Genomic DNA, 15,498 nt, shown 5'->3' on the forward strand with positions numbered 1-15,498 from the left:
GTCGCATTGCAAAAACTTGCAACAATGATAAACGATATTGTTTCTCAAGTGCGCCTTGTGGGGCGACTGGCAGTCTTGTAGGGATGGCGAAATTCAGGAAGCCAGAAACGCAAAAACCCGCTTTCGCGGGTTTTTGTGAAATCCAAGGCCTGAACCTTGAATTTGAATTGGTGCCCAGAAGAAGACTCGAACTTCCACGACCGTAAGGTCACCAGCACCTGAAGCTGGCGTGTCTACCAATTTCACCATCTGGGCAATCATCGCAAGCGTTGCCGCTGTTGATGTGGCGCACTATACGGAGGCCTTTTTGATCTGTAAACCCCTGATTTGGTTTTAATAAATCAGTGTGAACAAAAGCTTTCCCGCAAATGCAAAAAACCCGCTTTCGCGGGTTTTGTGTGAGTCTTGAAACTGATCTAGTCTCAAACTCGAAATTGGTGCCCAGGAGAAGACTCGAACTTCCACGACCGTAAGGTCACCAGCACCTGAAGCTGGCGTGTCTACCAATTTCACCACCTGGGCATCATCGAAAGCGCTTGTGCGTCGTCGATGGCGCGCACTATACGGAGCGCCTTTTTAACTGTAAACCCCTACTGCAGAAAAAACTGAATTTTTTTACCAGCGGCGTTCAAAACCCTATCAGAGCGTCGATACAGGGCCATGCAAAGCCTTATAGAAGCGGAAATTTCCCGTTTCCCGGCGCCTATGCCAAACTAACCCGCATATAGACAAGGTGAAAACTCTCTAATGGCCGATTGGCAGTCCCTCGATCCCGAGGCCGCTCGTGAAGCGGAAAAATACGAAAACCCTATTCCCAGCCGCGAACTGATCCTGGCGCACCTCGCCGATCGGGGTTCGCCTGCTGCCCGCGAGCAACTGGTCGAAGAGTTTGGTCTGACCACCGAAGACCAGATCGAGGCCCTGCGCCGCCGCTTGCGCGCCATGGAGCGCGACGCTCAACTGATCTACACCCGCCGTGGCACTTACGCGCCGGTGGACAAGCTCGACCTGATCCTCGGCCGCATCAGCGGTCACCGTGACGGTTTCGGCTTCCTGGTGCCGGACGACGGCAGCGACGACCTGTTCATGAGCCCGGCGCAAATGCGTCTGGTGTTCGACGGTGACCGTGCGCTGGCCCGGGTTTCCGGTCTCGACCGTCGTGGTCGCCGTGAAGGTGTGATCGTCGAAGTAGTTTCCCGCGCTCACGAAACCATCGTCGGCCGCTACTTCGAAGAAGGCGGTATCGGCTTCGTCGTTGCCGACAATCCGAAGATCCAGCAGGAAGTGCTGGTGACGCCGGGCCGCAACGCCAACGCGCAGATCGGTCAGTTCGTCGAAGTGAAAATCACCCACTGGCCAACGCCGCGCTTCCAGCCGCAAGGCGATGTGGTCGAAGTGGTCGGCAACTACATGGCGCCGGGCATGGAAATCGACGTTGCTCTGCGCACGTACGATATTCCGCACGTCTGGCCTGAGGCGGTTGTGAAAGAAGCCGCCAAGCTCAAGCCGGAAGTCGAAGAAAAAGACAAAGAAAAGCGCATCGACCTGCGTCATCTGCCGTTCGTCACCATCGACGGCGAAGACGCCCGCGACTTCGACGATGCGGTCTACTGCGAAGCCAAACCGGGCAAGCTGCGTCTGTTCTCCGGTGGCTGGAAGTTGTACGTGGCAATTGCCGACGTTTCCAGTTACGTGAAGATTGGCTCGGCGCTGGACAACGAAGCTCAGGTTCGCGGCAACTCGGTGTACTTCCCCGAGCGCGTGATTCCGATGCTGCCGGAGCAACTGTCCAACGGCCTGTGCTCGCTGAACCCGCAAGTCGATCGTCTGGCCATGGTTTGCGAGATGACCATCTCCAAGTCCGGCGAAATGACCGACTACTGCTTCTATGAAGCGGTGATCCATTCCCACGCCCGTCTGACCTACAACAAGGTCAGCGCGATGCTGGAAACGCCGAAGGCTACCGAAGCGCGCAAATTGCGTGGCGAGTACACCGACGTCGTCCCGCACCTCAAGCAGCTCTACGCGTTGTACAAGGTATTGCTGGCCGCCCGTCACGTGCGTGGCGCGATCGATTTCGAAACCCGGGAAACCCGGATCATCTTCGGCTCCGAGCGCAAGATCGCGGAAATCCGTCCGACCGTGCGCAACGATGCGCACAAGCTGATCGAGGAGTGCATGCTGGCCGCCAACGTGGCCACTGCCGAATTCCTCAAGAAGCACGAAATCCCTGCGCTGTATCGCGTTCACGCCGGTCCGCCGCCAGAGCGTCTGGAAAAGCTGCGCGCGTTCCTTGGTGAGCTCGGCCTGTCCCTGCACAAGGGCAAGGACGGTCCGTCGCCGAAGGATTATCAGGCTTTGCTCGCGAGCATCAAGGATCGTCCGGATTTCCACCTGATCCAGACTGTGATGCTGCGTTCGTTGAGTCAGGCGGTGTACAGCGCTGAAAACGACGGCCACTTCGGCCTGAATTACGAAGCCTATACCCACTTCACTTCGCCGATCCGTCGTTACCCGGACCTGCTCACGCACCGCGCGATTCGCAGCGTGATCCATTCGAAACAGGACACCCCGCACGTTCGTCGTGCCGGTGCGATGACCATTCCGAAAGCGCGCATCTATCCGTACGACGAAGCGGCGCTGGAGCAGCTTGGCGAGCAGTGCTCGATGAGCGAGCGCCGTGCCGACGAGGCGACCCGTGACGTGGTGAACTGGCTCAAGTGCGAGTTCATGAAGGATCGCGTGGGCGAATCGTTCCCGGGCGTAATCACCGCTGTTACCGGTTTTGGTCTGTTCGTCGAGCTGACCGATATCTACGTCGAAGGCCTGGTGCATGTCACCGCGCTGCCGGGCGATTACTACCACTTCGATCCTGTGCATCACCGCTTGGCGGGCGAGCGCACCGGTCGCAGTTTCCGTCTTGGCGACACCGTTGAAGTACGCGTCATGCGCGTCGACCTCGATGAGCGCAAGATCGACTTCGAGATGGCCGAGAAAACCATCAGCGCGCCGATCGGTCGCAAGAAACGTGGCGCCGAAACCGCTGCGCCTGCTGCCAAGGCTGCGGAAGAAAAGGCTCCAGCGAAAACCGCCAGCCGTCGTCCGGCCAAGGAAAAGGTTGCCGAAGCCTATCGCCCGAGCGACGCCGTGGCGAAAAACGCCGAGCTGCGCAAAAGCCGTGAATTGAAGAAGGCCTTGCTGGCCGATGCGAAAAACGGTGGTAAAGCGGCGTCCGGGGGAAAGACCGGACGGTCGGCGCCTGACAGGGCGACCGACGGCAAGCCAGCCAAACCGAGCAAACACCGTAAGGGCCCGCCAAAAGCGGGTTCCGCTCCAGCCAAAAGTGGCGGGGCGCGTAAACCGAAGGCGAAGTCATGAGTCAGTTGGAAAAAATCTACGGCGTTCACGCGGTAGAAGCGTTGCTGCGTCACCACCCCAAGCGCGTCAAGCAGATCTGGCTGGCGGAAAGCCGCAACGATCCGCGCGTGCAGACGCTGGTCGAGCTGGCCAACGAAAACCGTGTTCAGGTCGGCCAGGCCGAGCGTCGCGAAATGGACGCCTGGGTTGAAGGCGTGCATCAGGGCGTTGTGGCTGAAGTCAGCCCGAGTCAGGTCTGGGGCGAGGCGATGCTCGACGAGTTGCTCGATCGCACCGAAGGCGCGCCGCTGTTGCTGGTGCTCGACGGCGTGACCGATCCGCACAACCTCGGCGCCTGCCTGCGTTCGGCCGATGCGGCCGGTGCGCTGGCGGTGATCGTGCCGAAAGACAAGTCGGCCACGCTGACGCCGGTCGTGCGTAAAGTTGCCTGTGGCGCGGCGGAAGTGATTCCGCTGGTAGCCGTGACCAACCTGGCGCGCACGTTGGAAAAACTTCAGCAGCGCGGTTTGTGGGTAGTCGGCACCGCTGGTGAAGCCGAGGTCAGCATTTATGACCAGGACCTGACCGGCCCGACCATTCTGATCATGGGCGCCGAAGGCAAAGGCATGCGTCGCCTGACCCGCGAGCATTGCGACTATCTGGTGAACCTGCCGATGGCCGGCAGCGTCAGCAGCCTCAACGTCTCGGTCGCCACCGGCGTGTGCCTGTTCGAAGCCCAGCGCCAGCGCGGTGCGAAGGCCAAGGCTGCCGCGAAGAAATAAGCTTAACGCAATCAACTGTGGGAGCGAGCCTGCTCGCGAAGAGGGAGTGTCAGTCGACGTCATTGTTGCCTGGCAGGCCGCATTCGCGAGCAGGCTCGCTCCCACATTCGTTTACGGTGTCTGGAAGATCGGTGATTGTTCAAATAATCACCAATTGCCTTGCGCGCCCGCAGTCCCTTCTCTACAATTGCGCCCCTTGCTGTGACGGCAGGCACGCATGTGCCCCGCGCCAGCAAGTCCATAAGTGTCATTCACTCCTTGTCTGACCGTTTTTGAGCGGCAGGCTACAACCCGTAAGGAGCATTCATGCGTCATTACGAAATCATCTTTCTGGTCCACCCGGATCAGAGCGAGCAAGTCGGCGGCATGGTTGAGCGTTACACCAAGCTGATCGAAGAAGACGGCGGCAAAATCCACCGTCTGGAAGACTGGGGCCGTCGTCAACTGGCCTACGCAATCAACAATGTTCACAAGGCTCACTACGTGATGCTGAACGTTGAGTGCACTGGCAAGGCCCTGGCCGAGCTGGAAGACAACTTCCGCTACAACGATGCAGTGATCCGTAACCTGGTCATCCGTCGCGACGAAGCCGTTACCGGCCAGTCCGAGATGCTCAAGGCTGAAGAAAACCGCAGTGAGCGCCGTGAGCGTCGCGACCGTCCTGAGCACGAAGGCGCCGAAGGCACCGACAGTGATGACAGCGACAACAGCGATAACGCTGACGAGTAATCCACGGACCTTATTAAGGAGCCTATCAAATGGCACGTTTCTTCCGTCGTCGTAAATTCTGCCGCTTCACCGCTGAAGACGTGAAAGAGATCGACTACAAAGATCTCAACACTCTGAAAGCCTACGTATCCGAGACCGGCAAAATCGTTCCAAGCCGCATCACCGGTACCAAAGCTCGTTATCAGCGTCAGCTGGCCACCGCTATCAAGCGCGCCCGCTTCCTGGCCCTGCTGGCCTACACCGACAGCCACGGCCGCTGAGACCGGGCAGTCGACAAGTAGCAAAGGATTGAATGCATGCGCGCCTTAGCTGAGTTCATCATGCGAGGCCGAATGCAGGCCACTCTCGTGGTGGCCGGATGTGCAACATTGCCGTTGTTGTATTGGTTGGGTGCTGCCGCCGGGAGCCTTGTGCTGCTGCGGCGCGGATTGACGGACGCCCTTGGCGTTCTGTCACTGGGACTGCTGCCGGCATTGATCTGGTGGCTGTATGCCGATGACCCACGGGCACTTCTGGTGCTGCTGGGGTCTTCGGGGCTTGCGTTGGTTTTGCGCGCAAGCGAATCCTGGGTCCGCACGCTGCTGGTCAGCGTAGTGATCGGAGTGGTGTTTTCAGTGGTGCTCGGGGTCGCGTTTGCGGCCCAGATCGAGATGCTCGCGCAGGCCCTCATAAAGGTCATGCCGGCACTTCTCGGTGAGACCTACAAGCAATTGTCGGTCGATGAGCAAGCGCGTTTCGCGTCCCTGATTGCACCGGTCCTGACCGGACTGATTGCGGCCTTGTTGCAGATCGTCAGCGTGCTGAGCCTGATTGTCGGGCGGCATTGGCAGGCGTTGTTGTACAACCCGGGTGGTTTCGGTCGCGAGTTTCGCGCCATCCGCATCCCGCTGGGGCCGGCGATGTTACTGCTGGCGTTGATGCTTCTGGGCCCGAATCTCGGTGCACAGATGGCCATGTTGACGCCGTTGTGCAGTGTACCGCTGGTGTTCGCCGGGCTGGCCCTGATTCACGGGCTGGTCGGGCAGAAGCGACTGGCCGGTTTCTGGCTGGTGGGGTTGTACGTCACGCTGCTGTTGTTCATGCAGCTGATCTATCCGTTGCTCGTGGTTCTGGCCATTGTCGACAGCCTGATTGATTTTCGCGGTCGTCACGTGTCGAAAGACACCGACAGCGCGAACGGTGAAGGTTAAAAGTTAGAGGATTTTCACATGCAACTGATCCTTCTGGAAAAAATCGCCAACCTGGGCAACCTGGGCGACAAAGTAAACGTTAAGGCCGGTTACGGCCGTAACTACCTGCTGCCTTTCGGCAAGGCTACCGCTGCGACCGCTGCCAACCTGGCTGCGTTCGAAGAGCGTCGCGCCGAGCTGGAAAAAGCCGCCGCAGACCGTAAGGCATCGGCTGAAAGCCGTGCTGCCCAACTGGCCGAGCTGGAAGTGACCATCACTGCCACCGCTGGCGACGAAGGCAAGCTGTTCGGTTCGATCGGTACTCACGACATCGCTGACGCACTGACCGCCTCCGGCGTTGAAGTGCAGAAGAGCGAAGTTCGTCTGCCGAACGGCACCATCCGCAACGTGGGTGAATTCGACGTGGCCGTGCACCTGCACGCCGAAGTTGAAGCCACCGTACGCGTTGTCGTGGTAGCAGCTTAAGCAACACGGATCGGCTGGCGGCTTGTCCGTCAGACGGTTAACATCGGGCACGATCCTGTTTACAGGTCGTGCCCTTTGTCTTTCTGAATTCCCTGCTTTTCACTAATACTCAAGTGGCCATGAACGATATCTCCGCTCCCGAGCAATACGATCTGCAAACCGCTGCCCTGAAGGTGCCGCCGCATTCCATCGAGGCCGAACAGGCCGTACTCGGTGGTCTGATGCTGGACAACAACGCTTGGGAACGCGTGCTCGATCAAGTCTCCGATGGCGATTTCTATCGACATGACCACCGTCTGATCTTCCGAGCGATCGCCAAACTGGCTGATCAGAACTCGCCGATCGACGTCGTGACCCTTGCCGAACAGCTGGACAAGGAAGGTCAGACGTCGCAAGTCGGCGGCCTCGGCTATCTTGGCGAACTGGCGAAAAACACCCCGTCCGTCGCCAACATCAAGGCCTATGCGCAGATCGTCCGCCAGCGTGCGACGTTGCGCCAACTGATCGGCATCAGTACCGAGATCGCCGACAGCGCCTTCAACCCCGAAGGCCGCACCGCCGAAGAGATCCTCGATGAAGCCGAACGGCAGATCTTCCAGATCGCCGAAGCGCGGCCGAAGACCGGCGGCCCGGTCGGCGTCAATGAGTTGCTGACCAAGGCTATCGACCGGATCGATACCCTGTTCAACACCGCCGACGCCATCACCGGTCTGTCTACGGGTTACACCGACCTCGATGAAAAGACCAGCGGCTTGCAGCCGTCCGACCTGATTATCGTCGCCGGCCGTCCGTCGATGGGTAAAACCACCTTCGCGATGAACCTCGTGGAAAACGCCGTGTTGCGCAGCGAGAAGGCTGTCCTGGTTTACTCCCTCGAGATGCCAGGCGAATCGCTGATCATGCGTATGCTGTCTTCGCTCGGCCGAATCGACCAGACCAAGGTGCGTTCCGGCCAGCTCGAAGATGACGACTGGCCGCGCCTGACGTCAGCGGTCAACCTGCTCAACGATCGCAAACTGTTCATCGATGACACCGCCGGTATCAGCCCTTCGGAAATGCGCGCGCGGACCCGGCGTCTGGTGCGTGAGCACGGCGATGTCGGCTTGATCATGATCGACTACCTGCAACTGATGCAGATCCCCGGTTCCAGCGGTGACAACCGCACCAACGAGATTTCCGAGATCTCGCGATCGCTGAAAGCGCTGGCCAAGGAATTCAACTGCCCGGTAGTCGCGCTGTCGCAGCTCAACCGCTCCCTCGAACAACGCCCCAACAAACGCCCGGTCAACTCCGACTTGCGCGAATCCGGAGCGATCGAGCAGGACGCCGACGTGATCATGTTCGTTTATCGCGACGAGGTGTATCACCCGGAAACCGAGCACAAGGGCATTGCCGAAATCATCATCGGCAAACAGCGTAACGGCCCGATCGGGTTTATTCGGCTGGCGTTCATCGGCAAGTACACGCGCTTCGAAAACCTCGCGCCGGGCAGTTACAACTTCGACGACGACGAGTAACAGCAGACCGGATCATCCGGCCTGCTGTCGTGGTCGGCTTCAATCGGCCAAAACTGCCGTCTCGCTGCTTGCGGTTGTTTCGACTCCGTCACCGGGGCGAATTTCCTCGCGGGTCAGTGCCTGGATCAGCGTCGCTTCGCTGATGGCCAGCTGTGCTGTGACGTCATTGGTTTGCGCCTCATATTCGATTTGGGTCAGGGCTTTTGTCGCAGACTGCGCGTCCAGTGCGGCCTGTTGCTGTTGATAGGGCTGACGTGCGACGTCGAACCGGGACGAGTATTTGTGCGTGATGAAGTCCTGCCAGAAGTCCATCGATACCAGAGCCTGAAACTCTTCAGGGGAGTCGTTCAAGGCGATGACCTTTCGGTAGGCCACTTCCAGCATCGGCGATGTGACGCCGGCCATGCCGATAAAGGACAGTGTCTGCGGCTGAAACGGTAACTGCAGCCGATCCTTGAGCCCAAAGCGGTAGGCCATCGTCATCTCGTGCGGGTCGCGCAAGCGCAGCTGATGGATATTGCGCTCCCTCGCTGAAGTTTGCGGATCGTCGACGATTGCCCTGCTCGCAGCGATTTCGGCTGCGGCCAGATCATCGACCTGTCTGAGTCTGAACAGGCTTCTGGACAGGTCCACCAATCGAGCACCATCGCCGTCTTGCCTCGCCTGCATTCGCGCCTTGTGCGTCATGGTCAGTACTTGCATGTCTGTAAACGTGGCAGCGGCAAGGTCAGTGCAGCCAGCCTCGCAGGCGCGATCAAAAACGTCTCTGCGCAGCGCACGTGTCTGCACGCTGTTCTCGCTGATCGCATCGACCACGTCCCAGATCTGTCGGCGGAAATCGGCATGGTGGGCGAGCTTGGAAATGATGTTGAAAAAGCCATCTGAGCCCACCTGTGCTTTGAGCCTGTTCAATTGCTCGGCGCGAATCATCGCCTCGTCTGCCGTCATGCCGACGGTCAACTGCGGATAGACCGAAACAGAGTTCGTTGCCACTGCTTGCGGGCGGGCTGCCGAAACAGAAGTCGTCAGCAGGTTCAATGGATTGTAGAGCGATGCTGCGGAGCGGTTCAGCCATTCACCGTAGCCGGCCAGGCGTTCTCGTGTGTATGCGCTCAGGGGATTACCGCTTATCTGAGTGCCACTGTTGACCTGAATCGAATGCGTCAGGCGATCCGCTGCCGGTGCGACGACAAAGTCGGGCAGGCTGGTGATCCGGTTGTCGTTCAGATGGACCTTGCCCAGCAGGGGCTGATCGAACAGTCCGGTTGGCCAGCTTTCGATGCCCGTATTGGACATGTCGACCTCGCGCATGTCAGTGATCGCACTGAAATCCGGGCTCACGCTCAAGTGCGGGTTGTCGTGAATCCACAAGGCCCTCAGAGTGGTTCTGCCGGCCAGTATCTGCGCGGTCTCGGCGGTGAGTTCCAGTTGATTGCCCTGCAGGAACAACCGCGTCATCCCGTGCATCTCGCCGATGGCCGGAGGGAGATCCCTGAGTCGATTGTTCGCCATGTTCAGCCAGCGCAAATGCCGGAAGCGGGTCAGGAAACCTTCCGGGGATTCGGTGAGATTCATGTTGTTGAGTTTGAGTGAGCCGACATGGCTGAAGTCGCTGCTCAGATCCGGCAGGGTTGGCAGTGTCAAACCGCTCAAATCCAGTTCAAGACCTATCGGCGTGCCGTCGAAGGCGTGTTGCTCGGGCGTTTCACGTCGCCAGCAACTGATGATCCGGTCCCGTGCCTCGATGCGCTCATTGCGGGTTTGAGTGTTGGCGTGCAATTGATTGACGCGGATATAGCGCAGACGATTGCTGCCTCCGGAAAAAACCCAGTCATCCAACTGGTTTTTCAGCACGGCGAAATCCTGCTCGAGCGCCAACAGCCTGGTCGCGACAGTGCCCTTGTCATGGCTCCAGATAAAATCCCGGCAGGCCTTGATGCTTTTGCCCGGAAACAGTCTTCGGTAGCGTTGCGCTCGCGAGTTCTCAGTATCGAATACGGCGGGGTGGGCTGGAGTCATCAACTCGGGATGCAGTTCATTGAGTCTTCGCCAGTAGCCATCGAACTTTCTCCAGTAAGGCGAAGGGAAGTCGTTGCCCTCAATCAGCGTGCGGTTGTTGATCCGCGCGACCACGGCCAATTGATCGGCAGGCGGGTTGATATGCGCGTCGGGGACGATGCGCAGTTTATTGTTGCTGAGGTCGACGCCGGTCAAGGTGGTCTTGTCAGCCAGCCCGAGGGGCCACTCGCTGATTCCGGTGTTCCTCAGCTCCAGTGTCTGCAGTCCGGACATCGCGCTGAAATCGGGCGGTATCTGCAGTGGGTTGTCAGAGAGCTTGACGGTAACCAGCTGATGCAATGCACTCAATGCACCAGCGCTGTGCTCATCGAGTTTTATCTGGTTTTCAGTCAGATTGAGGTGGGCGAGCCGGCTCATCCCGCTGATGGCTGCGGGCAATTTTTTCAGGCCGGAGCGGGTGATCGTCAGAATGTCCAGATCAGGCAACCGCGACAGGAACGTGTCGGCAGTGTCGGACCAGACGAAGTTATTGAGGATGAGCATTTTCAACCGACTGAAGTCGGCCGTCAGTGACGGTAGCGGTCCGTTCACTGCTGGCAGCATGAGCGACGTCGATTCCTGGAGCCAGCAGTCCTTGATAGTCCGGGCAATGTATTCTGCCCGAAGCTTTTCCTGGCCGGCGGCGCTGGATGCTGCCGACGTGCTGTCGGCGACGTAAGCCTGCAGCTGTGCGTCGAGCACCTTGAACTCCTCGAAACGCCGGCTGATCGTGGCTTCTGCATCATCCCCCAGACCGATCAGGTATTCCCGGGCAGTTTGCGGGGTTCTCTCTGGATGCATCTGCAGCAGCATGGCGACTTCTGGAATGTCGCCATCAATCCGGAATGCAGCCGTGCGTGCGCTGGTGATCAGTGCCGGGTATTGCGCCGTAACCCGCTGCCAATAGACTTCCAGCCGCCGCCAATAACCGCTGGCGAAGGGATTGCCTTCGATCAGGGTGACGCGGTTGATATTGGCGATGGCGAGCAACTGATCACTCGCCGGGTTGATGATTGTCTGTGGAATTTCGCGCAATCGGTTGTCGCGCAGATCGATTGACTCTATCGCTAGCTGATCTCGCAGCCCCGTTGGCCATTCATCCAGCCCGGTGTTGCGCAGACTCACGGTCTTGAGCTGGAGCATGCCGCTGAAGTCCAGGGTCTTGCCCAGCGGGTTGTCCGACAGATCAAGGCTTTCCAGTTGGCTGAGCGAAGCCAGCTCGCCGGCGGTTTGCTCGCTCAGTTCAATGCGGTTCGCTCGCAGGTCCAGTTCCTTCAGGCCGGGCATCTGCGTGAGGTTCGCCGGCGGTGTATCGAGCGCCGAAGCGTTGATTTTCAAGCGCTCAAGGGCTGTGAACCGCTTGAGAATAGTTTCGGAGCCCGCCGACCATGCCACCGCCTGCAAGTGCAGCGTGCGTACATGGCTGAAATCTGCCGAGAGCGCAGCGATGCCAGCGCCGCCAAGATCCAGCTGCAGCGTTGTTCCCGTCTGCCGTTTCCAGCAACGCTTGATCTCTTGCGCGGCGCGCTCCACCGAAGGATGGGCCGCCCCGCCGGCCAGCGTACTGGTCTTCAGCCACGTCGCGAGTTCCAGCTTCAAGGTCTTGTATTCAGTCTCGACGCGGGTCAAGAAGCCTTGTACATCGTCGCTGTGGGGGCTCAGCAGCGTGCGGATCTGCTCGCTGTCCAGAGAGGGATAAAGTTTTCGCAGTCGCGATTGTGGCGTGCGCAGTCGGTTGAACGCGGTGTTGAGCCGTTCCCGCAGCCCCGGTGAAGCCGGTTGGTCGGGACTGCCACGCTGCATTCCGCCGGCTCCGCCGACTAAGATGCCTTGCCAGCCCTGACGGGCATCGAACACCACAGGCTCGGATCTGCCAGGGCGCGTAGCGCTGTAGATGTTGTCGATGTCGGCGGCGACAGGATCTTGCGGGCGAACGATGCGCATCACTTCGGCCAGAGGCGTCGATGCATCGGAATCGTACAGGACCTGATAGCCGTGATTATCGATCACTGCATAGAGCTTGCCGTCATGGCGGTGCAGCCCGTCGCTGTCGGGTGAGCTGGTGCTGAAGTCGAGCGGCGTGCGAAACGCCTGCAGACGCGCCCCCGATAAAGCGAAGGTGCTTGGTTGCGAAAATTCCAGCGCATGCCATCGACCACTCTCGGGGTCGTGCAGCATCAGCGGTCCGGAGGGGATCGATTCACTGGCCAGCCTGGCGCGCCAGAGGCCGCTCTGCGCATCCTTGCCCACCTGCACGAAGCCACCATCGATCATTTCCACGTAATGGCGGCCCTTGAATGTTCTCAGGCCTTCAGCGTCGGCATCGGGCAAGCCGATCGTTGCACTGAGCCGGTAATGCTCAGGCGGGTGGCCCACATGAGCGAAGGCGTCATGCATTGAAGCAATCGCCTGCACTGTGACGTTGGGAGCAGGAACGATTGCATCAGGATCGATACCGTCTGTGGGCCTGTTCGCGCGGATTGACGGGCCGCTCAACGTGGTCGGATCCAGGCCGGGGCGCGGGGTCAGGTTGAGGCGTGGCGGGGGCGTATCCATGGATGTGTCCGGTCGAATATGTGAATGACCGGGAAGCGTCACTTTCGACGGCGGTTTGCTTGGCATGTCTTACATTCCTTGTAGTCGTTGCACGGTAGCTTCTTCAGCGGAAGCTGCCGGCCTGTTCGGCGTCATTGCCTGAGGCTGTGTCATCGGGTGAGCGGAGGCGGCGGCCAGGTCGAAGATTTTCTGCGCTGTGCGTCCATCGAGATATTCGCGCCAGACAGGTTGATGCGGCCGCTGCGCCAGTTCTTCCCTGCGCTGCGATTGAATACCCCTGCTGCTTTGTTCAAGGGTTTTCAAATGCGCGCCGCGCACGTTGAAATTCAAGTCCGGGGAATCCTGTCTCGCATAATGAAAATGTGCGTGCCAGAGGGGATCGTGGGTATGTGCATCGGTGACTAGATAGATGTCGAGATATTGCCGGTCCGAACCCTTGCCACGTTTCAATCGGCTCTCGATTTTCCGGGCGTTCACGTGGCCCTTGTCGATCAGGTACAGCAGTCGGTCGACGTTCAGAACATGCTTGTCCTTATAGATTCGCAGGCGGATGTTTTCGCCCTCATTGCGCAGACGTTCACTGGCGTCCTGCAGGCGCCGAATCAGCGCGGCGCTCTCATCATCGGCCAGTTCCGCCCGCTGCAACTGCAATACGGTGTCATCCATTGCCCCGGCGCTGCTTTCGAGCATCTCGACAATGTTGTCCGGATGGTTTCTTTGCCGTTCTTCGTGCAGGGCAGCGCGAACATGCGCGTCGACACGGTCAAGGTGCCGAGTGGCTTCGGCAACCAATGACGGCAAGCTCCTCTGCGGCGTTGTCCGCGGCGAACGCCATTCACCGCGTCCTCGGTCATAGGTCTGTGACGGCTGCCTGGGATTGTGGAGGTTGCGGACCTCAATCACCTCTTCGTTTTGCGCGGTGCGTCGAGACTCGCCGACATTGAGCTTGTAGACGCCGTTTTTCTTTGCCCGAAAGATGAGCTTGGGCGGCGGTTGGAGACCGCTTCTGTCCTGGGCCGGAATGAACTCGAAATCAATGTTCTGCTGGTCGAACGTCAGCACCGGACGGTCAGCCTGATGGAGAAACTGGTTCAAGCGGCCTACCAGCGTCTGCTCGAATATTTCGATTTCCGCAGTGATCTCCCTGCGTGAAGTGGCGTGCTGCTCCCCCGGTGCCAGATCAAGGCGTTCGAACCAGTGGCGGATGGCTGTGCATTCCTGGAACAGGTTATTCAATACGGCAGGGTGGGAAACTTCGGGAACTGCGCCAAGCGCTCCATAAACAAAGGTCACCTGACCAAAGCGGGTGGCCAGTTCCGATGCCAGAGGGGCGTTGCCGGCCGATTGTGGGGTATCCAGCATCAGACTTTTGGTCAGCACCCAGGAGGCAACAACGTTATGGGTGTCCATTGGTGAAAGAACATCCGCGCTGAACTCGTCTGGAGAGACCCGCCATTTGTTCACCAGATTGTCGGCGATTTGCTGGCGCTCTTTCAGATGACTCAGCATCCTGCCCAGAACGTTGACTGTTCGCGGAAGCCGCTCCGGGTCGAGGTCGATCATCGGACCCTCCAGGGCGTGGCGCGTCAAGCCGCATTCGATCAGTTGCTGATAGGCGAGCATCTGTTTTTTTTGCAGCCTGATTATGTTGTTCAGGTAAGCGTCCTGCTTCATGAAGCGCTTGATCGAGGATTTTTGCTCCTCGTAGTATTTCAGCGCCTTTCCAAGGTGTTTCAGTTCTTTGTGGCAGTGAACCTCGCGATCAAGCAGCGCCATTGTTTCGCGTCGAACGGTTTGCGCATGCTCTCCCTGCGCGTTACTCGCCTCCAGCCAGGCGTTTATCAGCTGTTCACGTTTATCCTGATCCTGCTTGATCCGCTTGTTGATACCCTCGAGTGCGACTGTCACCTCCAGATGCAGCCATAAGTCTGAGGGTCGCGCCGCTGCGCCTCTCGGCATTCCGGCTACACCTGTCAAGGAGGTTCCGCGCCAGCCGGATTGAGCATTGAAAGTAATCGCTTCCGACCTGCCGAAACGTGATGCGACGTAAACGTTTGTCGCATCGGCGGCGATCGGATCTTCAGGGCGAACGATGCGCATCACCGCTCTGTGCGGTGTCGAGGCGTCGAGATCATGCAGAACCTGATAGGCGTAGCTCTCGATCTGCACATAGAGTTTGCCGTTGAAGCGCAACAGGCCATCGCCGTCCGGCTCGACCGTGCTGAAATCCAGATCGGTGCGAAACGCCTCCAGCCGGGTCGTGGACAAGGGGTAGGTGGAGGGCGCCGAGGTGTCGATGGGCTGCCAGAGACGGCTGTCGGTATCGAAGCGCAATAGCGGTCCCGACGCGTGCAATTCGCTGGGCAATTTTGCCCGGTAGAAACCGCTGGCCGAGTCCAGACTCACCTGTACGGTGCCACCCTCCGGTACCTGGACATACTGGCGTCCATTGAGCGTCGACATGCCTTCGGCATCGGCCGCCGGCAGCACAATCAGCGAAGTGATCCAGTAATCCTTCAAAGGGCGGTCGTGCACAAAGGCAACAGATTGCGCTACCGCTGCCGTTCTGACCGCCGCCCGCGCAGGCATGGGGATAATGTGGTTGAGCACGTGATCGATCGCTGTTGCGATCGTTGTCGTCGGGCGCGTGGGAATCCTGAGCCCCGACGTGCCATCGAAGGACAGGGGGAAACCAGGCCGGGTTAGCGAATAATCGGGTCGCGGATTATGGACCGAGACGGTTGTAATACCTCTGATTGGCGGTTTGGGTGACATTGCCTGTCTTCCTTTACGTTGAATGCCCCGTTACTCCCGGGGGAGTGCTGCGGGCGGGCGGCTTCCTTG

General features: G+C 59.1%; 9 protein-coding genes and 2 tRNA genes. 7 read left to right on the plus strand and 4 right to left on the minus strand.

Annotated features, from left to right (window positions below; all coding sequences use genetic code 11):
• Positions 1-168: 168 nt before the first annotated feature.
• Positions 169-255: transfer RNA gene (locus tag AB4O12_RS24260), tRNA-Leu, on the minus strand.
• Positions 256-435: 180 nt separating this feature from the next.
• Positions 436-522, minus strand: a tRNA-Leu gene (locus AB4O12_RS24265).
• 225 nt (positions 523-747) lie between these two features.
• On the opposite strand from AB4O12_RS24265, the gene rnr reads away from it, so the two are divergent.
• From rnr to dnaB, 7 genes are all read left to right on the plus strand, one after another.
• On the plus strand, positions 748-3,378 hold the full coding sequence (gene rnr, locus AB4O12_RS24270) for a ribonuclease R (protein WP_460059833.1): 2,631 nt from the start codon (positions 748-750) through the stop codon (positions 3,376-3,378).
• Positions 3,375-4,139 (plus strand): 23S rRNA (guanosine(2251)-2'-O)-methyltransferase RlmB, encoded by a 765-nt coding sequence (gene rlmB, locus AB4O12_RS24275; RefSeq protein WP_024011372.1) that lies wholly within the window; start codon positions 3,375-3,377, stop codon positions 4,137-4,139. Before rnr ends, rlmB begins: the two co-directional genes overlap by 4 nt.
• Before the next feature lie 306 nt (positions 4,140-4,445).
• Entirely contained in the window at positions 4,446-4,868 is a 423-nt protein-coding gene (gene rpsF / locus AB4O12_RS24280) for a 30S ribosomal protein S6 (RefSeq protein WP_016771938.1), read from the plus strand.
• A gap of 29 nt (positions 4,869-4,897) precedes the next feature.
• Positions 4,898-5,128: a 30S ribosomal protein S18 gene (gene rpsR / locus AB4O12_RS24285; protein ID WP_002551829.1), complete on the plus strand. Its 231-nt coding sequence runs from the start codon at positions 4,898-4,900 to the stop codon at positions 5,126-5,128.
• A gap of 36 nt (positions 5,129-5,164) precedes the next feature.
• A complete protein-coding gene (locus tag AB4O12_RS24290; protein ID WP_016771937.1) occupies positions 5,165-6,058 on the plus strand; it encodes a hypothetical protein in 894 nt (297 codons plus the stop codon).
• An 18-nt stretch (positions 6,059-6,076) separates the two neighbouring features.
• Complete coding sequence (gene rplI / locus AB4O12_RS24295) at positions 6,077-6,523, plus strand: 50S ribosomal protein L9 (RefSeq protein WP_003221136.1); 447 nt, start codon at positions 6,077-6,079, stop codon at positions 6,521-6,523.
• A gap of 119 nt (positions 6,524-6,642) precedes the next feature.
• Complete coding sequence (gene dnaB / locus AB4O12_RS24300; RefSeq protein WP_016771936.1) at positions 6,643-8,040, plus strand: replicative DNA helicase; 1,398 nt, start codon at positions 6,643-6,645, stop codon at positions 8,038-8,040.
• A gap of 39 nt (positions 8,041-8,079) precedes the next feature.
• Here dnaB and AB4O12_RS24305 read toward each other — a convergent pair whose 3' ends face one another.
• Positions 8,080-12,720, minus strand: a complete 4,641-nt coding sequence (locus AB4O12_RS24305) for an NEL-type E3 ubiquitin ligase domain-containing protein (protein ID WP_460059834.1) — start codon at positions 12,718-12,720, stop codon at positions 8,080-8,082.
• Between the two features lie 3 nt (positions 12,721-12,723).
• A complete protein-coding gene (locus tag AB4O12_RS24310; protein WP_460059835.1) occupies positions 12,724-15,429 on the minus strand; it encodes a hypothetical protein in 2,706 nt (901 codons plus the stop codon).
• Between the last annotated feature and the right edge of the window lie 69 nt (positions 15,430-15,498).

This window comes from Pseudomonas sp. S2_A05 (assembly GCF_054668485.1).